The 21,600-nt window shown below is 72.3% G+C and carries 18 protein-coding genes; 8 read left to right on the forward strand and 10 right to left on the reverse strand.

The annotated features are described in order from the left end of the window. Nucleotides 1–61: 61 nt before the first annotated feature. From ABZT06_RS16250 to ABZT06_RS16260, 3 genes are all read right to left on the reverse strand, one after another. Nucleotides 62–1,426: an FAD-dependent oxidoreductase gene (locus ABZT06_RS16250; RefSeq protein ID WP_355740634.1), complete on the reverse strand. Its 1,365-nt coding sequence runs from the start codon at nt 1,424–1,426 to the stop codon at nt 62–64. A gap of 142 nt (nt 1,427–1,568) precedes the next feature. Beyond that, entirely contained in the window at nt 1,569–4,358 is a 2,790-nt protein-coding gene (locus tag ABZT06_RS16255; RefSeq protein ID WP_355740636.1) for a SpoIIE family protein phosphatase, read from the reverse strand. A gap of 74 nt (nt 4,359–4,432) precedes the next feature. Next, the gene (locus tag ABZT06_RS16260) at nt 4,433–7,375 is read right to left on the reverse strand and encodes a SpoIIE family protein phosphatase (RefSeq protein WP_355740638.1); all 2,943 of its coding nucleotides are present in this window, start codon (nt 7,373–7,375) and stop codon (nt 4,433–4,435) included. A 188-nt stretch (nt 7,376–7,563) separates the two neighbouring features. Here ABZT06_RS16260 and ABZT06_RS16265 point away from each other — a divergent pair, with 188 nt between their 5' ends. From ABZT06_RS16265 to ABZT06_RS16285, 5 genes are all read left to right on the forward strand, one after another. Next, on the forward strand, nt 7,564–8,205 hold the full coding sequence (locus ABZT06_RS16265) for a PAS domain-containing protein (RefSeq protein ID WP_355740640.1): 642 nt from the start codon (nt 7,564–7,566) through the stop codon (nt 8,203–8,205). 40 nt (nt 8,206–8,245) lie between these two features. Beyond that, complete coding sequence (locus ABZT06_RS16270; protein ID WP_355740642.1) at nt 8,246–9,442, forward strand: DSD1 family PLP-dependent enzyme; 1,197 nt, start codon at nt 8,246–8,248, stop codon at nt 9,440–9,442. A gap of 232 nt (nt 9,443–9,674) precedes the next feature. Continuing rightward, nucleotides 9,675–11,477 carry an acyl-CoA dehydrogenase gene (locus tag ABZT06_RS16275; RefSeq protein WP_355740644.1) on the forward strand — a complete coding sequence of 601 codons (1,803 nt, stop codon included), beginning with the start codon at nt 9,675–9,677 and terminating at the stop codon, nt 11,475–11,477. Nucleotides 11,478–11,583: 106 nt separating this feature from the next. Beyond that, the gene (locus ABZT06_RS16280) at nt 11,584–11,946 is read left to right on the forward strand and encodes a metalloregulator ArsR/SmtB family transcription factor (protein WP_355740646.1); all 363 of its coding nucleotides are present in this window, start codon (nt 11,584–11,586) and stop codon (nt 11,944–11,946) included. Then, nucleotides 11,939–12,577 (forward strand): SRPBCC family protein, encoded by a 639-nt coding sequence (locus ABZT06_RS16285; RefSeq protein WP_355740648.1) that lies wholly within the window; start codon nt 11,939–11,941, stop codon nt 12,575–12,577. The genes ABZT06_RS16280 and ABZT06_RS16285 overlap by 8 nt, the downstream gene beginning before the upstream one ends. Before the next feature lie 15 nt (nt 12,578–12,592). Here the strand turns inward: ABZT06_RS16285 and ABZT06_RS16290 are convergent, their stop codons facing one another. After that, a complete protein-coding gene (locus ABZT06_RS16290; RefSeq protein ID WP_355740650.1) occupies nt 12,593–13,225 on the reverse strand; it encodes a lipoprotein in 633 nt (210 codons plus the stop codon). A 76-nt stretch (nt 13,226–13,301) separates the two neighbouring features. On the opposite strand from ABZT06_RS16290, the gene ABZT06_RS16295 reads away from it, so the two are divergent. Both ABZT06_RS16295 and ABZT06_RS16300 read left to right on the forward strand, forming a co-directional pair. Continuing rightward, the gene (locus ABZT06_RS16295) at nt 13,302–14,096 is read left to right on the forward strand and encodes a maleylpyruvate isomerase family mycothiol-dependent enzyme (RefSeq protein ID WP_355740652.1); all 795 of its coding nucleotides are present in this window, start codon (nt 13,302–13,304) and stop codon (nt 14,094–14,096) included. Nucleotides 14,097–14,223: 127 nt separating this feature from the next. After that, entirely contained in the window at nt 14,224–14,751 is a 528-nt protein-coding gene (locus ABZT06_RS16300) for a hypothetical protein (RefSeq protein WP_355740654.1), read from the forward strand. A gap of 112 nt (nt 14,752–14,863) precedes the next feature. Here ABZT06_RS16300 and ABZT06_RS16305 read toward each other — a convergent pair whose 3' ends face one another. Genes ABZT06_RS16305 through ABZT06_RS16315 form a run of 3 tightly spaced genes read right to left on the reverse strand, consistent with a single transcriptional unit; the run spans nt 14,864 to nt 18,391 of the window. Next, a complete protein-coding gene (locus ABZT06_RS16305; protein WP_355740656.1) occupies nt 14,864–15,427 on the reverse strand; it encodes a hemerythrin domain-containing protein in 564 nt (187 codons plus the stop codon). 52 nt (nt 15,428–15,479) lie between these two features. Beyond that, nucleotides 15,480–15,929 carry a hypothetical protein gene (locus ABZT06_RS16310; protein ID WP_355740658.1) on the reverse strand — a complete coding sequence of 150 codons (450 nt, stop codon included), beginning with the start codon at nt 15,927–15,929 and terminating at the stop codon, nt 15,480–15,482. Next, nucleotides 15,926–18,391, reverse strand: a complete 2,466-nt coding sequence (locus ABZT06_RS16315; protein ID WP_355740660.1) for a nitrate reductase — start codon at nt 18,389–18,391, stop codon at nt 15,926–15,928. Before ABZT06_RS16315 ends, ABZT06_RS16310 begins: the two co-directional genes overlap by 4 nt. A gap of 139 nt (nt 18,392–18,530) precedes the next feature. Between ABZT06_RS16315 and ABZT06_RS16320 the strand changes: the two genes are divergently transcribed. Further along, nucleotides 18,531–19,721 carry an amidohydrolase gene (locus tag ABZT06_RS16320; protein WP_355740662.1) on the forward strand — a complete coding sequence of 397 codons (1,191 nt, stop codon included), beginning with the start codon at nt 18,531–18,533 and terminating at the stop codon, nt 19,719–19,721. Between the two features lie 7 nt (nt 19,722–19,728). Here ABZT06_RS16320 and ABZT06_RS16325 read toward each other — a convergent pair whose 3' ends face one another. From ABZT06_RS16325 to ABZT06_RS16335, 3 genes are read right to left on the reverse strand one after another with little or no spacing between them, the layout of a single operon-like run. Further along, complete coding sequence (locus ABZT06_RS16325; RefSeq protein ID WP_355740664.1) at nt 19,729–20,454, reverse strand: metallophosphoesterase; 726 nt, start codon at nt 20,452–20,454, stop codon at nt 19,729–19,731. Beyond that, on the reverse strand, nt 20,451–20,732 hold the full coding sequence (locus tag ABZT06_RS16330; protein WP_355740666.1) for a BON domain-containing protein: 282 nt from the start codon (nt 20,730–20,732) through the stop codon (nt 20,451–20,453). Before ABZT06_RS16330 ends, ABZT06_RS16325 begins: the two co-directional genes overlap by 4 nt. Continuing rightward, nucleotides 20,729–21,412, reverse strand: coding sequence for a hypothetical protein (locus ABZT06_RS16335; protein ID WP_355740668.1), 684 nt, complete (start codon nt 21,410–21,412; stop codon nt 20,729–20,731). The genes ABZT06_RS16330 and ABZT06_RS16335 overlap by 4 nt, the downstream gene beginning before the upstream one ends. Nucleotides 21,413–21,600 lie beyond the last annotated feature (188 nt).

Here is a 21,600-nt window from a genome sequence, read left to right on the forward strand (position 1 = left end):
CAGCGCGACGCCGACCGTGCCGCCCCGGTGGGGTCTCGGCACGACCGGCGTCACGTGCGGATCAGGCGCCGCTCTCGCGCAGCATGTCCTCGCGCTCGACGAGCTTCACGCGCTCGCGGCCCTGGGGCTCGCCCAGCGCCTTCTCGGCGGCGTCCAGCTTGTACCAGCCCTCCCAGGTGGTGAACCGGACGTTGCGCTCGGCGAGGAAAGCGTCCACGGCCTCCGGCTCGGGTGAACCCGGGGTCTGGAGGCGGTCGTTCGCGAAGTCGTCCAGGAGGTTCGAGACCGTCTCGTTGGCGTCGCCCTTGGTGTGGCCGATGAGGCCCACCGGACCGCGCCGGATCCAGCCGGTGACGTACGTCGACCGGAGGTGCTCGCCGCTCTCCTGCATGACGCGGCCGCCCTGGTCGGGGACCGTGCCGGAGTCGATGTCCCAGGGCAGCTTGGGCAGCTTGTCGGAGAGGTAGCCGACCGCGCGGTAGACCGCGGTGACGTCCCAGTCCTTGAACTCGCCGGTGCCCTTGACGTTGCCGGTGCCGTCCAGGGCGGTGCGCTCGGTGCGCAGGCCGACGACCTTGCCGTCCTCGCCGAGGATCTCGGTCGGTGACTCGAAGAAGTGCAGGAACAGCTTGTGCGGGCGGTCGCCGACGTCGCGGATCGCCCAGTTCTCCAGGGTCTTGGCGACCATGTCGGCCTGCTTGTTGCCGCGCCGGGTCTCGATCGAGCCCTCGTCGTAGTCGATGTCCTCGGGGTCGACGATGACCTCGATGTTGGGCGAGTGGTCCAGCTCGCGCAGCTCCATCGGGGAGAACTTCGCCTGCGCCGGGCCACGGCGGCCGAAGACGTGGACCTCCAGCGCCTTGTTGGCCTTCAGGCCCTCGTAGACGTTCGGCGGGATCTCCGTCGGCAGGAGTTCGTCGGCCGTCTTGGCCAGGACGCGGGCCACGTCGAGGGCGACGTTGCCGACGCCGAGCACGGCGACCTTCTCGGCCTCCAACGGCCAGGTGCGCGGCACGTCCGGGTGGCCGTCGTACCAGGAGACGAAGTCGGCGGCGCCGTACGAGCCGTCGAGCTCGATGCCCGGTATGCGCAGCTCGCGGTCGGCCGTCGCGCCCGTGGAGAAGATCACGGCGTCGTAGAACGCGCGCAGGTCGTCCAGGCTGATGTCGGTCGGGTAGTCGACGTTGCCGAACAGCCTGATCTGCGGCTTGTCGAGCACCTGGTGCAGGGCCGTGATGATGCCCTTGATCCGGGGGTGGTCCGGAGCCACGCCGTAACGGATCAGTCCGAACGGGGCCGGCATCCGCTCGAAGAGGTCGATGGAGACACCGGGCTCGGCGGCCACATCTGACTTGAGCAGCGCGTCGGCGGCGTAGATCCCGGCGGGGCCGGCTCCGACGATGGCTACCCGCAGGGGGCGGGGCATGATCAGGTTCCCTTCGAGCGGTGACAGATCAACTCGGGGGAAGCCTAAGCTAAGGCAAGCCTAAGTCGGTACACGGGTCCGCTCTATGAGCTCATAAGATCACCTTATGGGTGGCAAAACCCCTCAAATCCCCCAAATCGGGTCACGGTAGCGGCTGTTCCGCCCAGATGACCTTGCCCGCCGGGGTGTACCGGGTGCCCCAGCGGTCGCTGAGCTGGGCGACGAGGAACAGCCCGCGGCCCCCCTCGTCGTTCATCGTCGCGTACCGCAGATGCGGTGAGGTGCTGCTGCTGTCGAAGACCTCGCAGATCAGGGTGCGGTCGTGGAGCATGCGGACATGGATGGGGTCGCCGCCGTAGCGGATCGCGTTGGTGACGAGCTCGCTCAGGATCAGCTCCGTGGTGAACGCGAGCTCGTCCAGGTCCCAGCGGGCGAGCTGCCGGGAGACCGCCGCCCGTACGTCGGAGACGGCCGCCGGGTCGGCCGGGACCTGCCACTCGGCGATCCGGTCGGCGGCCAGCGCCCGGGTGCGGGCCACGATCAGGGCGATGTCGTCGGTGGCCCGGGACGGCGGCCGCGCGTCGAGCACGGCACGGCACGTGTCCTCGGGCGAGGGCCCCGCCTGCTCCAGGGCGGTGCGGAGCAGCTCCAGGCCCACGTCGATGTCGCGCTCGCGGTCCTCCACGAGCCCGTCCGTGTAGAGCACCAGGCGGCTGCCTTCGGGGAGTTCCAGGTCGGCCGTCTCGAACGGCAGGCCGCCGAGGCCGAGCGGAGGCCCTGCGGGCACGTCGGGGTACTCGACGCTGCCGTCGGGGTGGATGAGGGCGGGCGGCGGGTGGCCGGCGCGGGCGATGGTGCACAGCCGGGAGACCGGGTCGTATACGGCGTACAGGCAGGTCGCGCCCGTGACGGGGGAGTTGGCGCTCTCCTCCGCCTCGTCCTGGTCGATCCGGGCGACCAACTCGTCGAGCAGGCCGAGCAGTTCGTCGGGCGGCAGATCCAGGGCGGAGAAGTTGTGCACCGCCGTGCGCAGCCTGCCCATCGTGGCCGCGGCGTGCAGCCCGTGGCCCACGACGTCGCCGACCACGAGCGCGACCCGCGCACCGGACAGCGGAAGCACGTCGAACCAGTCGCCGCCCACCCCGGCCTGCGCGGGCAGGTACTTGTAGGCGACGTCCAGTGGGTCCTGCTCGGGCAGCCGGCGCGGCAGCAGACTGCGCTGGAGCGTCACCGCCATAGTGTGCTCGCGGGTGTAGCGGCGGGCGTTGTCGATGGAGACCGCGGCCCGGGTGACGAGTTCCTCCGCGAGGGCGACCTCTTCCGTGTCGAAGGGCTGGGGCTTGTCCGAGCGCCAGAAGCTGACGGTGCCGAGGACGAGGTTGCCCGCCCGCAGGGGGACTGCGATCAGCGAGTGGATGCCGTACTCCATGACATGGGCGGAGCGCTGTTTGTCCTGCGCGTGCCATCCGGTGGCCTCGGCGAGCCGCGGCTCCAGGACGGCCCGGCCGCTGCTGATGCCGCGGGCCTGGGGTGCGGAGTCGACCAGCGGGATGCGCTCGCCTACCTTGTACAGCGGGGCGTCCTCACGGATACCGCTGAGCGCGGTGCGGCGCAGCGTGGTCGCCGCCTCCGGCTGGCCCCCGCTGAGCACCGCGTCGAAGAGGTCGACGGTGGCGAAGTCCGCGAACCTCGGAACGGCGAGCTCGGCCAGCTCCTCCGCCGTACGTGTCACGTCCAGGCTCGTGCCGATGCCCACCGTGGCGTCGTACAGCATGTCGAGGCGCTCACGGGCCACCTCGGCACGCCCGGACAGGGCGCGCAGTTCGGTCGAGTCGCGCAGGGTGGCGACGCTGCCCGGCGGGCCGCCCTGGATGTCGGTGGGCCGCTGGTTGACCGCCAGGAGGCGGTCCTTGACCCGGTGCACCTCGTCGGTGGCGACGCGTCCGGAGGCCAGCAGCCCGGCGGTGTCGGCGGGCAGCGCGAGGTCGAGGACGTGCCGGCCCTCGGCGTCGGCGGGCAGGTCGAGCAGCCGGTGGGCCTCGTCGTTGGCGAGCAGCAGCCGGCCCTCGCCGCTGACGATCAGCACGCCCTCGCGCACGGCGTGCAGGACCGCGTCGTGATGCTCGTACATGCGGGTCATCTCGTGCGGGCCCAGGCCGTGTGTCTGGCGCAGCAGCCGTCCGCTGACCAGTGCCGTGCCCCCCATGGCGAGGGCGAGTCCCACGGCGGCGGCCATCAGGAGCAGCGGCAGCTGCTGGTCGGCGGTGCCGCCCACCTTGGCGGTGGTGATTCCGGCCGACACCAGGCCCACGACCTTGCCGTTGTCGTCCTTGACCGGGACGACGGCCTGCACCAGCGGTCCGATGGTGCCCGTGATGTCCTCGGTCACCACGTGCCCGGCCAGCGCGGGGGCGATGTTCCCGACGAACTTCTTGCCGATGCGGTTCGGCTTGGGGTGCGTGTACCGGATGCCGTCGGTGTTCATGACGACGATGAAGTCCACGTCGGTCGCCCGGCGGGCGGCCTCGGCACGAGGCTGGAGCACCGCCGAGGGGTCGGGACCGCTGAGGGCCTCGACGGTGCCCGGGGCGTTGGCGAACGCCTGGGCCACGGCCACCGAACGGTTGCGGGCCTCGATATTGCTGTCGTGCCGCACCTGGAGCACCAGGGCCACCACCGCGGCCACGACCAGCAGCAGGACGATCACGACCTGGAGTACGAACACCTGTCCGGCCACGCTGCGTCCGCCGACCGCCGCGCGCAGCGCTCCCGGCTGCCGCTTCCGGGCTCCGTCGCGCTCCGCCCGCGTGGGCGAACTGGCCTTCAGTGGGCCCTCGTGCCGGTCGTGAGCGCGGTCGGGTGTCTGCGGTGGGCGGGGACCGCCGGGGCGACGGGCCGACCCGCCCCCGAAGCGGCCCGGGAGTCGGACCATGTGCCCATGTCTACACTGCCGCGCCCCAGGAGGCGAGGGGCGTCACACGCTGTGACAAACCCTCCAGATCCTCCTCACGGTGATGCCGAGGGCGTCGAGCGCCGGGTGGCGAGCAGCAGGGCGATGTCGTCGGGGCGGTCCTGGGCGTGCCGGGCGCTCGCCGTGAGCCGGTCCGCCACGCCCGCCAGGGACCGGCCGCCCGGCCGGGAGGCCGGGGCGCCGGCCTTCGCGAGGGCCACCCGAAGTGCGGTGATGCCCTCGTCGATGTCGCTGCCGGGCCGTTCCACCAGCCCGTCGGTGTAGAGCGCCAGGATCGCGCCGGGCTCCATCTGGAGCTCGGTCACGGGATATCCGGCCCGCGGGGCCACCCCGAGGACGACCCCGCCGGGCAGGTCCAGGACCCGGGTGCGGCCGTCGGGGCTGCGCAACAGGGGCGGTGGATGGCCGGCGCGGGCCGCTCTGGCACGTCCGGTGGCGGGGTCGAGCCGGATGTAGCAGCAGCTGGCGAACAGGCCGGGATCGAGGTCGATGAGGAGATGGTTGGTGCTGCTCAGGACCTCGTCCGGCGGCCGGTCGCCGAGCGCGAACGCCCTGACCGCGCTGCGCAGCTGGCCCATGGTGGCCGCCGCCTGCACGCCGTGCCCCTGGACGTCCCCGATGACCAGGGCCAGCCCGTCACCGGACTCGACGACGTCGTACCAGTCACCGCCGACGTCCATGCCCGCGGTGCCCGGCAGATAGCGCCCGGCGGTCTCCAGCTGCGGGTGCGCCGAGAGCCGGCGGGGGAGGAGTGCCTGCTGGAGGCCTCGGGCGAGCACGGTCTCCGACTCGTAGCGCTGTGCCTTCTCCATGGCGTGGGCGATGAGTCCGGCCAGTGCGGTGAGCACCGTGCGCTCCTCGGTGCTGAAGCTGCGCGGGCGGTCGAAGCCGAGGATGCAGGAGCCGACCGGCCGCCCGGAGGCGATCAGCGGCAGGAAGGCCCGCGCGCCCTCGGTGGCGTCCAGGGCGATACCGGGGTAGGCGGCGCTCAGCTGTTCCATCGAGTCGAAGAAGAGCGGTCGGCCGGTGGTGAGGGTCTCCACGCCGGGCAGGCGCGTGCCCATGTCCACGCCGTCGAAGGGCGCGAGGAAGCCCTTGGGGAAGCCGGTCTCCCACTCCAGGTACAGATGCCGTTCCTGGAGCAGGTAGATCGCGAGCCGACGGCCGCCGAACGCGGGCAGCAGCTCCCGCACCACGACCGCGGACACCTGCCGGGCGGTGACCGCCTCGGTCAGGGCGATGGCCAGCGCGATCGGCCGGTACAGGTGTGCCAGCGGGCTCACGTCCGCCTCGGACGCCTCTGCGGCCGCCTGCCCCGCGGGGCCGGCCGTCACCCGGCTCGCGGGCCGGATCGTACAGGTCAGCCGGTCCGGCCCGGAATGCACGGACAGGGCGAGCCAGTCGCCTTCGTAGGGCTGCGGGGTGGGCGGGACGTCCTGAGCTTGCTGCGGTGACCCGGTGTGCCGAGCCGAGGGCGGTGACTCGGTGTCCCGATTCGGCGGTGGTGGCCCGGCGTCCTGCGCGGACCGTGGTGGCCCGGCGTCCTGCGCGGACCGTGGTGGCCCGGTGTCCTGAGTCGGCGGTGGTGGCCCGGCGTCCTGCGCGGACCGTGGTGGCTCGGCGTCCTGAGCGGACCGCGGTGGCTCGGCGTCCTGAGCGGACCGCGGTGGCCCGGTGTCCTGAGTCGGCGGTGGTGGCCCGGCGTCCTGCGCGGACCGTGGTGGCTCGGCGTCCCGAGCGGACCGCGGTGACTCGGCGTCCCGAGCGGGCTGCAGTGGCCCGGCGTCCTGAGTCGCCGGGGGTGACCCGGTCTCCTGCGCGGACCGCGGTGCTCCGGCGTCCCGCGCGGTCGGCCGGGTCTCGGGCTCCTGCGTGGTCGGCCGGGCGAGATGGAAGTGGACCGGGTCCGGTGTGAGGAGGGCTGCCCGGAGGTGGTCCTCGAACTCGGGGCGGGCGAGCCAGGGGACGGCCTGCCACAGGTCCCGGCCGACGAGTTCGGCGCGAGGGCGGCCCAGGAGCTGGGCGGCGCGCGGATTCGCGTAGACGACCAGGCCCAGCCGGTCCACGCAGAACACGCCGTCGGGCAGCAGGTCGGCCGCCGAGTCCGCAGTGGGCGCGGGGCCCGGGGCCACGACGACGCCGCGGACCGCGGGTGCGTCGGGCGGGTCGTAGGCGTTCCACAGGTCCAGCAGGCGCAGTTCGCCGTCCTGGTCCCGCAGGTAGAGGGGCAGGGCGGGAGGGCGGCCGGTGGCGGTGTCGCGCAGGGTGGCCAGGATGCGGTGCGCGTCGCTGGGTGCCACGGCCTCGGCGAACGCCTCGACAGTGCCGGCGAACTCGCTGGGCGGTACGCCCAGGAGGGTGTGCAGGTCCTCGTCCAGGGTGATGTCGGACGCCTCGGGGTCCCAGGAGAAGCGCCCGACGCGCCCCACGGACGTGGAGGCGGTCGGGGGCCGCAGACAGACGGGCTCGCCCTCCCAGGCGACCTGGTCCGGGTCACCGTCCTCCAGGTCCCGCAGGGCCTCGCCCAGCTCCTGGGCGAGGCGCACCACACGGTCGCGGCCGGACAGCACCTCGGCGGCGTCGGTGACGGCAGGGTGCAGCACGGTCAGCACGCCGAAAGTCGTGGACCCGCCGATGACGGGCACGTAGAGCGAGCCGAACTGGAACGGCAGTCCGGCGGCGAACTGCGGGTAGCGGCGCATCGTCTCGGTGGCGTTCGGCAGGGCCACCTGGACGCCGAGCCGGTAGGCGTCGGCGACGGGGAAGGGCCGGTCGGCGTGCAGCCGCCACCAGGGGCGGAACAGCGGTCCGGGCAGCCCCGACAGGACGGCGAGCCGGAGCAGTCCGGGCGTGCGGGAGCGCAGATAGACCCCTCCGGCGTGGCCGTCGGCCGCACTGACCGCCTCCGTCGAAGCGTCGATCAGCAGCGCCGTCAACCGCCCGGCCGTCGGGTGTGCGTCCTCGACGCTCCCAGTCATCGGCCCTACCTAGTCCGTGCACCGTCCCGCGGGCGACACAGCAAGAATGCGTCACAAGTCCACCGGCCCGCACCCGGGCGGCCATATGTATACCTCGCTCACCCTGCTGGACAACCGCTGGTCACACTCTTAGGCTGAATATCCAGATCTGGACAATCAGTCCATTCGAGTCCGGGGGCGGAGCGCCGGTGGGGAAAGAAGTGGTCGACGGTGCGGACGAGCACCTCATCGGCGAGGCGGAGAAGATCGCTGCCGCGCTCGGCCGGATGTTTCCGGGTCTGTGCGAGGTGGTGCTGCACGACCTGCGGGATCCTCGGCACGCGATCCGGGCGATCGAGAACAACCTCTCCGGGCGCCGGGTCGGGGACTCCGCGACCGAGCTGGGGCTGGCGCGTATCGCCGATCCCGGGTACCCGAGCGTCATCCAGAACTATCCCAACCGGTTCCCGGACGGCCGCCCGGCCAAGAGCACGTCCATAGGGATCAAGAACGAAGCCGGTGAGTACGTCGCGGCCCTGTGTCTCAACCTCGACGTGTCGGTGCTGTCACCCGTGACGCTCGCCCTGTCGAACCTCGTGGCCACGGACGCCGAGCACCGCGAGCAGCCCCTGGAGACCCTGCGGGACCGCACGACGCGCGAACTGCGCCGGACGGTGGAGGAGTTGGCCGCGGAGCGGGCCGCCACGCCCCGGTCGCTGAGCAGACAGGACAAGAAGGCCCTCGTACGACGGCTGCACCGGGACGGGTACTTCGACTCGCGGGACGCGGCGCAGACCATCGCGGATCTGCTCGGCGTGTCCCGGGCGACCGTCTACAACTACAGCAAGTGAAGCTGGTCCTGGCCCTACTCGAGAAGAGGGACATCCCCCTGTGAGACCTGAGCCCCCTGCCGGCGCTGATCAGAGTTCGGCCGGCGCCGCCGCGCGGACCCTGGCCGATCCGGACACCCCGTTCGCCGTCGTCGACGTCCACAAGGTCAGGCGCAACGCCGAGCGGTTGGCGGCCAGGGCCGACCGGCTCGGTGTCACCCTGAGGCCCCATGTGAAGACGGCCAAGAGCCTCGATGTCGCCGCCCTTCTGCACGAGGGTGGCCCGCCCTGCCCGGTCACGGTGTCCACCCTGGCCGAGGCGGAGGCGTTCGCCGAGGGCGGTTACACCGACATCACCTACGCCGTAGGTGTCGACCCCCACAAACTCCCGCGTGTCGTAGCCCTGTTGCGGCGTGGTGTCACCCTGCGCGTCCTGCTGGACAGCGCGGAGCAGGCGCAGTTCGTCACCGAGGCCTCCCGCCGGGCCGGACTTCCCGTCCCCGCCCAGATCGAGATCGACTGCGACGGTCACCGCGGTGGCCTCAGGCCCGAAGCGCCCGCTCTCCCCGAGATCGGCCGCATCCTGCACGAAGCGGCCTGCCTGGACGGCGTGTTGACCCATGCGGGCGAGTCCTACTTCGCCTGGACGGCCGAGGAGCAGCGCCTGGCGGCGAGGAACGAACGCGACAGTGCCGTCGCCGCGGCCGAGCGGCTGCGTGCGGCGGGCCTGCCCGTGGCCACCGTCAGCGTCGGGTCCACCCCCACCGCCCATGCGGCCGAGGACCTCACCGGAGTCACCGAACTGCGCGCGGGCACCTACGTGTTCTTCGACCTGGTGATGGCCGGCCTCGGTGTCTGCCGGGTGGAGGACCTCGCCCTGTCGGTCGTCGTCACCGTCATCGGCCACCGCTCCGAGCGCGGCTGGATCCTCACCGACGGCGGCTGGATGGCGATGTCCCGCGACCGCGGCACCGCGGCCCAGGCACAGGACCAGGGGTACGGCCTGGTCACCGACCTCGACGGCAACCCGGTCCCGGGCCTGGTGATGACGGCCGCCAGTCAGGAACACGGCACCCTCACCGCCCGCGACGGCACCCGTCTGCCCGACCTGCCCATCGGCACCCGCCTGCGCGTCCTGCCCAACCACGCCTGCGCCACCGCCGCCCAACACCACGGCTACCACGTGGTCGACGGCACGCGGCCGACGGCGGGCGCGACGGTCGTCCAGGCGTTCTGGAGCCGTGTCAGCGGGTGGTGAGGGGGCGCGGGCCGCGGCGGCCGACCCGCCATGGCGACACGCCGAGAGGGTGAACGACGTCGCTCCGACGAGCGGGCGTAAAGTGCCGCGTGGGTGGGGAATCACCCTTGTGCAGATCGTGGCTTGTGGTATTGGAGAGGCTGTTTAAGGGGTAACTACCACCACGCGCGGAGGTTCAATCGTGGTGATGATCATGATGTGATCAGGGGGTGCCTCGGACTACGTTGCCGATGTGATCACCTCTCAACTCCCCGTAACGACACCCCCGCTGACCGAGACGGCCGCGATCCGGCACCTCCTCTTCGGTGCGCAGGCCGAGATGCACGAACCCTGGCGCCGCCTGTTCAGCTCCGACGTGTTCGCCTACCACGAGGGGCTGACCCACCAGGAGCGCACGGAACTGTCCTATCAACGCCTCCGCACGGTGAACGCGGCGGTGCCCGACCCCCAGGCCCTGGCGCGGGACCCCGTCGCCCTGAGCGCCCTGCACGAGTGGGCCGGGGTGGCGGACGCCGGCATGACGACCCTCGCCAGCATCCACTACAACCTGTTCCTCGGCAGCCTGCTCGAACACGACCACGAGGGGCGGGACTTGGGCCCCTATCTGCGGATGGAACGCATCGGCACCTTCCTGTGCACCGAGCAGGCGCACGGCAACGACGCCCCCCAACTGGAGACCACCGCCACCCTGGACCGGGAGACGGGCGGCTTCGTGCTCACCACCCCGACGCGGGGGGCACGCAAATGGATGCCCAACACCTCTGTGGCCGGCGGCCCGAAGGACGCCCTGGTCGCGGCCCGTCTGGTGATCGACGGCAAGGACCAGGGCGTCTTCCTCTTCCTGACCTCGCTGACCGACACGAACGGCCGTCATCTGCCGGGCGTGGAGGTGGAGTTGCTGCCCCAGACGGCCAGCAGCCCGGTCGACCACTGCGCCACCTCCTTCCACGGGGTCCGGCTGCCGCGCACGGCCATGCTCCAGGGAGACCACGGTCGGCTCACGGACGAGGGTGAACTCGTCTCCTGCCTGGGGAGTCCGCGCAAACGGTTTTTGCGCTCCATCGGCCGCGTGACCATGGGCAAGCTGTGCATGAGCGCCTACAGCCTCGGGGTGACGCGGCACGCCCTGGCCGTCGCCGTGCGCCACGCCCACCAGCGGGTCACCTCGGGGATGACCAGCGGGCAGCGGGTGCCGTTGTTCGCCCATCGCACCCACCACGCTCCGCTCGTGGAGGCACTCGCCACGACCTACGCCGCCACCTTGCTGCAGCGTGAGGTCGTGCGGCGATGGGCGGAGGCCGCGGAGGACGAGCGCGAGGACGCCGAGCGGCTGGTGGCCGTCGCCAAGGGCTGGATCACCTGGCAGGCCCGTGCCGTGATGACCGAGTGCCGGGAACGCTGCGGCGCACAGGGCCTGTTGCTCTCCAACGGGATCGCGGGACAGCTCGCGGCCAACGAGGGCACGATCACCGCGGAGGGCGACAACACCGTCATCTGGGTCAAGGCGGCCGGGGAGCTGCTGTTGGGCGGCTTCATCCCGAGGCCGCCCAGCGATGTGCCCCCGGCCACCCGGAGCCTGCACGATCCGGCCCATCTGCACGACCTGATGGGGGATCTGGAGCGAATACGTCACGAGCGGGCCCGGGTGCGACTGCGCGCGAAACGGGCCGGCTCCCCCCTCGACCGCTGGAACGGCGCCTCTGGCGCGGCGCTGTCCCTGGTCGACGCCCACGTCCACCGGCTGGCCGCGGAGGAACTCCTCGCGGCGGCAGGGCGGGCCGCCGAGCCGCAGGTGGCCCTTCTGCTGGACCACCTGCACCGGCTGTTCGCCCTGCGTTACGTGGCCGCGCACAGCGGTGAACTGCTCGCCCATGAGCGGTTGACCCCCGAGCAGGTCCGTTATCTGCCGGAGGTCCTGGAGGCCACCGTCGCCGCGCTGGTGCCGCACGCCCTGACGCTCACCGACGCCTTCGCCGTGCCGGACGAGGTCGCCGCGCGCCATCCCATGCTGGGATCCGAGGTGGTACCGGCGTGACCGTGTTCACCAGGTTCTGAGTCACCGGCAACGGCCGGGGTCGCGGAGCGCTCCGCGACCCCGGCCTCTTCTTAAGCCTTGGCTTATATAAGTGAGGGGTGGCATAGTGGGTCGCGTGCACGCGTTCGACGTACTCGGGGATCCGGTCAGACGCCGGATATTGGAACTGCTCGCCTCAGGGGAGCAGGCGTCGGGCGAGGTCAGTGCCGTGATCCGGGACGAGTTCGGGATCTCCCAGCCGGCCGTCTCGCAGCATCTGAAAGTGCTGCGGGAGAGCGGCTTCGCCGCTGTGCGCGCCGACGGCAACCGGCGGCTGTACGCCGTCGAGGCCGCCCCGCTCAGGGAGGTGGACGCCTGGCTGGAGCGCTTCCGGGGTTTCTGGGACCAGCGGCTCGACGCGCTCGGAACGGAGCTCGCGCGAGGACAGCGCGGGCGCAGGCTGCGAGGAGAGGTGAGCGAGCATGAGTGAGATCGCCGACGCGATCAACCGTATGCACCGCCGGGTCGGCACCCGGCAGGTCGAGGCTGGAAAGGCCCGGACGGTCCTGCTGCGCCGTACGTACGACGCCGAGATCGCCGACGTGTGGGACGCGGTGACCTCCCCCGAGCGGATCGCGCGCTGGTTCCTGCCGGTCAGCGGCGAGCTCAAGGTCGGCGGCCGCTACCAGCTGGAGGGCAACGCGGGCGGCGAGATCCTCGACTGCGTGGAACCCGAGCGGCTGCGGGTGAGCTGGCTGTACGGCCCAGACCCGGGCTTCAGCGAGGTCGAGGTGCGCCTCACACCGGAGGACGGGGAGCGCACGGTCCTCGAACTCGAGCACGTGGCCGTCGTACCGGACGACTTCTGGGACCAGTTCGGGCCCGGTGCCGTCGGAGTCGGCTGGGACCTGGGGCTCTACGGACTCGCCCTGCACCTCGCCGGCGGCGGCCTCAGCAAGGACGAGGCCGCGACCTGGCACACCACGCCCGACGGCAGCGCGTTCATCACCGGCTCGGGCGAGGGGTGGGGCGAGGCGTACGCCGCCTCCGGCGCGGACCAGGAGACGGCGACGAGGACGGCGGCCGCGACGATCGCGTTCTACACGGGAACCGACGCCTGATCCGCTCGCCCGGTCTCAAACGGTGTGCAGGGTGCGCCGCGCGAGTTCGTACGCCGGGAGCATCCCCTCGTGCTCCTCGGTGTCGAGTCCGCCGAGGTGCACCACCACCGGCCCGTCCGGGGTGGTGACGGCGAAGGCGCTCTCCTTCTTCGTCTCCTCCAGGAGCTCACTGGCGTACAAATACTCGACCTGCACCCCCGAGAGGCCGCCGGACGTGAAGGCGCTGTACTTCGCCTTGCTCACCCCGTCCTCGGCCGCGACGAAGGCCTCCAACACGCTCCGGGCGTCGGCGGCACCGGATGTCCCGGCCCACACGCGGAGGAACCCGATGTTGCCCGCGGGCTTCGCGTCGATCTCGCAGGCCAAGGTGACGGGCCCCTGGCTCAGCGGCGCCTTCACCGCCTCCGCTTTCCAGCTCTTCGCCGTGTCGAAGGTGACGGGCAGTTCGCACGCCGAGCCGGCCGCGCCGATCGTGCCGCCGCTGCTCGCGGCGGTGTCCTGTGGGCCGGAAGCCTCCGCCGTCGCCGACGGGCGCGCGGACTCTTTGGAGTCGTCACCTTCAGCGGCCTCCGAACAGCCCGTCAGCACCCCTGCCAGCAACGCCACATGGGCCATCCGCAGCCACCTGTTCCCCGCCCCGACCTGCATGGCCGTGTCTCCCTCTGTTCGCTGGTGCTACCCGAAGCAGTCAGGTTAGGTGGCAGGAACAACGAATCGTGCAGCGATGGGGGAAGCGTTGTTGGCCTTCGACGAGTACTGCGACGCGATCGTCGCCCAGACCGGCCTGCTCGCCCAGCATGTCCGGGGCGCCGATTCGAGCGCGCCGGTACCCACCTGCCCCGGCTGGCACCTCGGGCGGCTGCTGCGGCACGTGGGCGGCGACCACCGGTGGGCGGAGGAGATCGTACGGACCCGGGCCACCGAGCCGATCGACGACGACCCGGTCGACGACCCCGCCGCCTACGCCGGCCTCGACGACCGGGCGCTCGGCGACTGGCTCGTGGAAGGCGCCGCGCGGCTGGCCGGCACACTGCGCGCAACCGGACCCGACGTACCGGTGTGGACCCCCGCCGACGAGCAACTGGTCCAGCAGTCCACGATGTTCTGGGCCCGGCGCATGACGTACGAGACCCTGCTGCACCGGGCCGACGCGGCCTTGGTGACCGGGGCGGAGTTCGTGGTCGAGGAGTCGCTCGCGGTGGACGCCGTGGAGGAGTGGCTGGAGTTCTCCACCGTGCCCGAGGCCTACGAGCCCCTGCCGGGCGTGCCGGAGCTGCTCGGGCCCGGGCGGACCCTGGGCTTCGACGCGGGGGCGGCGGGGGAGTGGCTGCTGGACCTCGGCGGCGAGCGGCCGGGGTGGCGACGCGGGGCCGGCCCGGCCTCCGCGAGCGTGCGCGGGCCGGTGACGGACCTGCTCCTGTTCCTCTACGCCCGCCCGGCGCCCGGGGTCGAGACGCGAGGGGACTCGGAGCTGCTGGATCTGTGGCTGAAGCGCACCCGGTTCTGGCTGGAGGCGTAGGCGCGGGAGGGGGCCGGTGTGGCCGAAGCCACGTGCCGGGTGCGACCGGAGCCATGTCGTCCTGGCGGGCCCGCGGGCTACGGTTCGCGCAGTCCCCTCTCCCACCAGCACCTCGGGCGGCCCGGCAGTGCAAGCAGATCTCTCCCCGGTCATCGCGGCGACCGCCCACTGGCTGACCCGCGCCTATCCGCCGACGGGCGGCGCGCTGGCCGCCGCGCTGTGCGAGGTGCAGGCACGCCAGGCCGTGACGGTCGCCGCGTGGCTGCGCTATCCGACGGCGATGGACGCCGCGCTCGTCGGCATGGCGGGCCCGGGCGGCTCCGCCCGTCTCGACTGGGTCTCCGGCGCGGACACCGCTGCCGACCGGGACGCCGAGGAGCATGCCTGGCGCACCTGGGTGGACGAGGTCGTGGCCAGCTGGGCGGCCTGTCTGCTCAGCGACCCCGGGCTGGCCGAACGGGCGGTGGCGGACATCGCGGAGAGCGAGCACACGACGGGTTCGCCGGCCGCGTTCCGCCGGCTGCTCGCCCCGGACGCCACCGACCGCGATGCCGCAGCCCTGCTCCGCCACCCGGACCTGCTCGCCCCGGTGGCCGGGCTGCACCGGGGCGAGCTCCTGGACCGGCTGGGGTCGGACGAGGCGCTCGCCGCCTGACGGGCATGCCAGAGGGGCGGGGGAAACGCACGGGCGTTTCCCCCGCCCCTCTGATCGAGCGCAGCGACGTCGGTCGTGCGCCCACGCTCGCTGGGGACCGCGTCCCCGGGCCTCAGTCGTGCTTGCCCCGGCCCGAGAGCGCGTCCCGCAGCCGGTCGACCAGGCCGGCCCCCGGGGCGAGCAGCTTGTTCGCCGGAGGAGTGTCCGGGGCCGACGGGTGCGGGCGGGTCGGCGCCATCTTCTTGGCACGGCGCACCTTGTCGCCCAGCTCGTTCAGCTCCTTCTCCGAGCACGCGACACGCAGCTGCGGGAAGAGGGTCTCCTCCTCCTCGGCGATGTGCGAGCGGACCTCGGTCATCAGCTCACCAATGAGCCGGTCGAACTCGGGATCGTCCGCCTCGCAGCTCTCCAGGTCCTTCATGAGCTGCTCGGCCTTGGAGTGGTCCTCGATCTCCCGGTCCGCCATGGTGTTCCCGTTGACCAGGTGCTCCCGGACCGCCGGGTAGAGGTACTCCTCCTCCGCGACCGAGTGCCGGATCAGCTCCATGGTGGCCTGGTCGGCGTAGACCTTCCGGTTCTTGTCACCGGGCGCCAGCGCCTCGATCTTCCCGAACAGCTCCTCGACCTCGTGGTGATCGGTCACCAGCTCGTCGACGACGTTTCCTCCGTGTCCCATGTTCTTCCACCTCCGCCCCTCGGGTGCCCTCAGCCGCACTCCCTATGCCTGGTCACAGGCTTGTCAGGACCTGTGGGGACAGTTGTTTGATCAACGTGTCGGTCCAGCGCAGCTGGCGCAGCGTCTGCGGGTGGCACGCCGACACCAGCTCCAGCAGCCGTTCGTCCCGGGTCGCCCGGGCGGCCTGCGCGAGCATCTCCCAGTGCAGCGAGTTCTCCGTGGCGGCCAGGTGCAGGGCGCGCAGGTCGTGCAGGAGCAGCAGTCCCTGTGATCCCTCGCCGGTGGTGGGCTCCGGCGTGTCGTCGTCGAGGCGCAGCCCTTCGGCCGCGGCGAACTCGGCGAGCCGTCCGGCATGGTCGCGCGACCAGGCGGCGAGGTCGGTGGCGACATGGTGGACCTCGTGCTCCTCGGCGTGCCGTTCCGACACGGCCACCAGGTCGCACGCCAGCCGCTGCTCCCCGTGGTGCAGGGCGCGCAGGGTGTGGGCGATGCCGTCCTTCATGGCGTGCCTCCCGGCTCACTGCTCTGTGTCGCGTACGCCTGCCGCCCGCCGGTGGTGGCCGGCACGGAGCCGGGGTCCGACGGAGCCGACGCGGTGGTGGTCGGCGCCGGGGCGTGCCGTCCGTCCGCGGGGGTGACGAGGGAGAGCGCGGCGGCCGCGGTCTTGAACAGGGGCTGCTTGGAGGCGGGGTCCCAGTCGGTGATCGTCGTCTCGTTCGCGGCGCGCCCCGGGCCGCCGCCGTCCGGGCCGTCGCCCTCCTCGGTGTCCCAGTAGCCGTAGTGGAAGGGCACGAACAGCAGCCCCGGCCGGATGTCCGTCACCCGCAGCCGCGCCTCCAGGGCGCCGCGCGGGGTGGCCACCCGGACGAGATCGCCCTCGCCCAGCCCCAGCCGCACCGCGTCCGCCGCGCAGGCCTCCACCCACACCTCGGGCGCGGCCTCGTCGAGCTGCGGCACGCGGCCGGTCTTGGTCCGGGTGTGGAAGTGGTAGAGCGTACGGCCCGTCGAGAGCTGGAACGGATACCGCTCGTCCGGCATCTCGTGCGGCTCGATGTACGCGGCGGCCTTGAGCACGGCCTTGCCGTCCGGATTGAGCGAGCGGTACTCCGCCGGATCCATGGCGGCCCCGGTCTCCAGGTCCTTGCCGTAGCTCTCGCAGTCGTCGGGGTGGGCCCAGGTGATGCCGTCCGCGTAGAGCCGTTCGGTGCCCCGCGGGTTCGCCTCGGTGCACGGCCACTGGACGCCGCCCTCCTCGCGCAGCCGGTCGTAGGACAGGCCCGTGTAGTCGCAGGGGCGGCCCGCGCTGCACCGCTCCCAGGCCTCGAACGCCTCCTCGGCCTCCCGCCAGCCGATCAGCGGTCCGCCGTCCTTGTCGCGGAAGTCCATGCGCCGCGCGAAGTCGAGGAAGATGTCCAGGTCGGGCCTGGCCTCGCCGGGCGGCTCGACCGCCTTCTCGCACAGGTGGACGGTCCGGTCGGCGTTGGTGATCGTGCCGGTCTTCTCGCCCCAGGTGGCGGCCGGCAGCACGACGTCGGCGAGCCGGGCCGTCTCCGTCAGGAACAGGTCCTGTACGACGGTGAAGAGCCGTTCCTGGGCCAACAGGGCGCGGATGCGGGCCAGTTCCGGCAGTGACACGGCCGGGTTGGTGCCGCTGATCCAGAGCATCCCGATCGAGCCCTGCTCGGCGTAGCGGAACATCTGCATCGCGTGCGTGGGCGGCGCGAAGTGCGGGATCCTGTCCGGCTCGACGTTCCACACCTTCGCCAGGTCGGCCACATGGCTGTCGTTCTGCCAGTTGCGGAAGCCCGGCAGATCGCCGTCGGCACCGCACTCGCGGGTGTTCTCCGCGCTGGGCTGCCCGTTCATCTGGAGCACGCCGGCGCCCGGACGGCCCAGCATCCCGCGGATCAGGTGCAGGTTGTTGACCTGCACGGCCGCGGCGGTGGCCTGGTGGGCCTGGTAGACGCCCTGGAGGACGGTGGACAGCAGGGCGTCCGCGGTGCCGACGAGTTCGGCCGCCTCGGTGATCCGCGAGGCCGGGACGTCACAGATGCCCGCGGCCCACTCGGGCGTGCAGGACGCGACCCGCTCGGACAGTTCCTCGAAGCCGACCGTGTGCGCCTCGACGAAGTCGCGGTCGACCCGGTCGTGCCGGATCGTCTCGTGCAGCAGGGCGTCCAGCAGCGCCACGTTGGTGCCGACACGCGGTGCCAGGTGCACGGTCGCGTGCCGGGCCACCTGGGTCGGGCGCGGGTCCACGCACAGCAGCCGCGGTGGATCGCCGCCCGCCAGCCGGTCCAGGACACGCGCCCACTGCACGCTCTGCGTCTCGGCCATGTTGTGGCCGAACAGCGCGATCACGTCTGCGTGGTCGAGGTCGTCGAAGCTGCCCGGCTGGCCGTCGCAGCCGAAGGACTCCTTCAGCGCCTCGGCGGCCGTCGCGGTGCACAGCCTGGTGTTGCCGTCGAGATGGTTGGTGCCGATCCCCGCCCGGGCCAGCACTGCGAGCGTGTAGTACTCCTCCAGGAACAGCTGCCCGCTGGTGTAGAAGCCGATCGAACCGGGCCCGCGCTCCGCCAGCAGTTCCCGGGTACGGCCGGCCACCAGCTCCATCGCGGTGTCCCAGTCCGTCTCCACGAGATGCCCGCCACGCCGTACGAGCGGCCTGGTCAGCCGGTCCGAGGAGACGTTCGCCTGCCAGCCGAACAGGTCCTTCGGCCCGAGCCTGCCCCGGCTGACGCGCTCCGTCGCCCGCCCCCGTACGCCCGCCATACGGCCGTCGACCACGGCGATGTCCATGGCGTCACCACCGGAGTGCAGCAGCGACGCCGCCCGCACCCACCGGTGCACCGCGCCGGGCTCCACCCCCTCCGCGAGATAGGAGTCCACCCTGGAGGGCCAGGGGTCGTGGCGCCGGTACGGCGTTCGGGCGCCCCATGGATCCGCGATCCGGTCCGCCTTCATGGAGGCCTCCCTGACAACTCCCGCCGGTCGCTCCTGAGTACCCGTGTCACGGAGCCGGTAACGGTGCCCGGGTGTAAGCCGGGCCGCTCGAAGGAACCCGCACCAGAACACAGGCGTACGACGCTCCAGGGAGGCCGATGTGACCGACGCCGTGGACGAGGTGCTCGCGCGAGTGCGCGGAGAGGTGGCCGCACGGGCGGATCGGCTGTGGGACATGGCGCGGATGCTGCACTCCGACCCGGAGTACGCCTTCGAGGAACACCGGGCGGCCGCGCTGCTGTGCGGCGAACTCGAATGGGCGGGGTTCGAGGTGCGTCGGGACGTCGCCGGACTCCCCACCGCTTTCACCGCACGCTCCGGCACCAGGACCCGCCCCGCGGTGGCCTTGATGCTGGAGTACGACGCCCTGCCCGGCCTCGGCCACGCCTGCGGCCACAACCTGATCGCCGCGGCGGGCCTGGGCGCGGCGTTGGCCGCCCGAGCGGTGCTCGACCGGGACGCGGGCACCGTGTGGGCCATCGGCACGCCCGCGGAGGAGGGTGGTGGCGGCAAGGTCGCCGAGACCGACGCCGGGGTGTTCGACGACGTCGACGCGGCGCTGATGTTTCACCCCGGGGTGCACAGCTGGCAGTGGGCGCCGCTGACCGCGCAGGCCCAGTACCGTGTCGGGTTCCGCGGGCGCGCCGCCCACCCGACCGGGAACCCCACCGAGGGCATCGACGCGCTCGCCGCGCTCATCCAGCTGTTCAACACGCTGGCCGTGGTCGGGCGCAGGCTGCCCGAGGGCTCGCACGTGCAGGGCATCGTCACGGACGGCGGCAGGGCGACCAACATCGTCCCCGAGTACGCGGAGGGCCTGTTCGGGCTGCGCGCGCTGACCACGGTCGCCCTGGAGGACCTGGCCGGGGAGCTGCTGACCTGCGCCCAGGGGGTGGCGCGGGCGACGGGCACGACGGTCACGGTGGAACGGGCCACGCCGCGCTACGAGCACTTCCGGGACAGCACGGCGCTGTCGGCCCGGTTCGCCCGGCACCTGGCGGCAACGGGCATCGAGATGACCCCGCCCGCGCCGGGCGTCTACCTGGGCTCCTCCGACGTCGGCAACGTCAGCGGACGGGTGCCCGCCATCCACCCCTTCGTGGCGATCATGGAGGAGGACGGCTCGGACCACACCCCGGAGTTCGCCGTCGCGGCCGGCTCCGAGCGCGGACGGCAGGTGATGCTCGCGGCGGCGGAGGCGCTGGCCTGCACCGCGGTGGAGGTCCTGCTGCGCCCGGAGCTGCGGGACGAGGCGTGGGAGGACCACGACCGGGCCTCGGTCCGCAGCTGAGGAACCGTCAGTCGGCGTGCAGGTGGTACACGTTGAACGCCCGCCGGATCACGGGCTGGGCCACGTTCCGCACCCGCACGCCGCCGGCCGTCATCCCGTGCTCGGTGCCGGCGTGGGCGTGCCCGTGCACGCTCAGGTCGGCACCCGCGGTGTCGATCGCCTCGGCCAGCAGATAGCTGCCGAGGAACGGATAGATCTCCGGCGGCTCACCGGCCAGCGTGTCCGCGACGGGGGAGAAGTGGGTGAGCGCGACGCGTGTCCCGCAGCCCTGCCGCTCCAGTTCCTCCAGCGCGGTGCGCAGTCCGTCCGCACAGCGCCGTGAGTACCGTACGAACTCCTTCATCAGCGGCTCGCCGAACTCCCCGGCGCTGCGGCCCACGAACCCGCCGCCGAACCCCTTGGTGCCGGCGACACCCACGCGCGTGCCACCGCACTCGACGATCGTCCCCTCGCCCTCCAGAACCCGCACACCGGCGTCCTCCAGCAGGGCGGCGACCTTCTCGGGCTGCTCGTCGTGGTGGTCGTGGTTGCCGAGGACCGCCACGACCGGCACCGGGAGGTCCCGTACCTCCTGGGCCACCACCCGGGCCTCCTCCGGGGTGCCGTGCCGGGTGAGATCCCCGGCCAGCAGGAGCAGGTCGGCGCAGTCGGGCAGCGTGTCGAAGGCGGGGCGCAGCAGGCCCTGGCTCTCGGGGCCCATGTGGATGTCCCCCACGGCGGCGACGCGGATCACGGCAGTTCCTCCGCATGATCGGGTGTGGCGGTCTCCGCCACCACCACATCGGTGTGCAGGGACAGCCCGGCCAGCTCCTCGCGGACGGTCCGCAGTACGGTCTCCCGGCACTGCGCGGACGGCACCGTGCCGGTGACGACCACCCCTCCGGCCCGCACCTCGGCGCGGACTCCCAGCTCGCCGAGCTCCTCCGCGGCGAGCCGGTCACGCAGGTGGGCGACGCGGTACTCGACGTTCTCCTCCGGGTGCTCCGCGTGTTCTTCCAGGGGCCCGTTCATGGCCGTTCCTCCTTCGTCCTCGGCGCGATGACCTCCAGCCGTTCCAGGAAGTAGAAGAACGCGTCCGGCATCGGCGCGTCCCCGCAGCCGCGGCGTACGGCGTCCCAGTCCACCTTCTCCCGCAGCGTGCGGGCGATCGGCAGGACGGCCCCGAAGTCGCAGTGGTGCTCGGAGAACGCGGACAGCAGGCTGTGCAGCAGGTCGGTCGGGGAGAGCACGGGCATGAAGACCGAGTCCACCGAGAGTTCGTCGGCCCGCGCCAGCAGTTCCGTGGTGACCGGCTGGTGTGCCAGCTCGAAGATCAGGTCGACCTGCTGGCCCATGCAGTCTGCCTTCAGCAGCCAGTCCTCCGGGGGTGTCCGCACCTCCAGACCCGCCTCGCGGAGCGTCTCGGCCACGGACTGCGCGTCCTCGGGGAGGATGGCGAAGTCGACGTCGTGCTGCAGATTCTGGGCGCCACCATGGGCGTACACGGCGACACTGCCCGCGAGCGCGAACGGATGCCCTTCCCGTTTCAGGATCGCGCCGACCTGCTTGGCCGCCTCCAGGATCGCCTGGTTGCGGTCGACGGGCAGACTCGAGGCGAACGCGTCGGCCGCGCCCCCTGTCGCTCCGGTCGCCAGTCGCAGTCCGGCGACGCCCCCGTGGCGGTCGACGTCGTCGTCGGCGTGCTGCGTCATCAGTGCCCCCTTCCTGGCCGGCCCGCACCCAAGGGGCCGTGACGGGAGCCCCGAGTACCCGGCGGGACGCCTTCGACACGGCGGCACATCGGGATCGGGGCGGGCGGGGGAGGCCGGCCTTCGGTCGGGGGGAGGGGTGGGCGGCGGATCGGGGGAGGCCGGTGATCGTCGTGTCGCAGACCGTCATC

Source organism: Streptomyces sp. NPDC005483 (assembly GCF_040606035.1).
GTDB lineage: Bacteria > Actinomycetota > Actinomycetes > Streptomycetales > Streptomycetaceae > Streptomyces.

What these genes read in the sequence shown, in the direction of transcription:
- ABZT06_RS16310 (WP_355740658.1), bottom strand. Translation starts at nt 15,929, where the DNA reads ATGAAGGACGGCATCGCCCACACCCTGCGCGCCCTGCACCACGGGGAG.
- ABZT06_RS16295 (WP_355740652.1), top strand. Translation starts at nt 13,302, where the DNA reads ATGGGGGAAGCGTTGTTGGCCTTCGACGAGTACTGCGACGCGATCGTC.
- ABZT06_RS16335 (WP_355740668.1), bottom strand. Translation starts at nt 21,412, where the DNA reads ATGACGCAGCACGCCGACGACGACGTCGACCGCCACGGGGGCGTCGCC.
- ABZT06_RS16285 (WP_355740648.1), top strand. Translation starts at nt 11,939, where the DNA reads ATGAGTGAGATCGCCGACGCGATCAACCGTATGCACCGCCGGGTCGGC.
- ABZT06_RS16315 (WP_355740660.1), bottom strand. Translation starts at nt 18,391, where the DNA reads ATGAAGGCGGACCGGATCGCGGATCCATGGGGCGCCCGAACGCCGTAC.
- ABZT06_RS16255 (WP_355740636.1), bottom strand. Translation starts at nt 4,358, where the DNA reads ATGGTCCGACTCCCGGGCCGCTTCGGGGGCGGGTCGGCCCGTCGCCCC.
- ABZT06_RS16305 (WP_355740656.1), bottom strand. Translation starts at nt 15,427, where the DNA reads ATGGGACACGGAGGAAACGTCGTCGACGAGCTGGTGACCGATCACCAC.
- ABZT06_RS16290 (WP_355740650.1), bottom strand. Translation starts at nt 13,225, where the DNA reads ATGCAGGTCGGGGCGGGGAACAGGTGGCTGCGGATGGCCCATGTGGCG.
- ABZT06_RS16330 (WP_355740666.1), bottom strand. Translation starts at nt 20,732, where the DNA reads ATGAACGGGCCCCTGGAAGAACACGCGGAGCACCCGGAGGAGAACGTC.
- ABZT06_RS16260 (WP_355740638.1), bottom strand. Translation starts at nt 7,375, where the DNA reads ATGACTGGGAGCGTCGAGGACGCACACCCGACGGCCGGGCGGTTGACG.
- ABZT06_RS16250 (WP_355740634.1), bottom strand. Translation starts at nt 1,426, where the DNA reads ATGCCCCGCCCCCTGCGGGTAGCCATCGTCGGAGCCGGCCCCGCCGGG.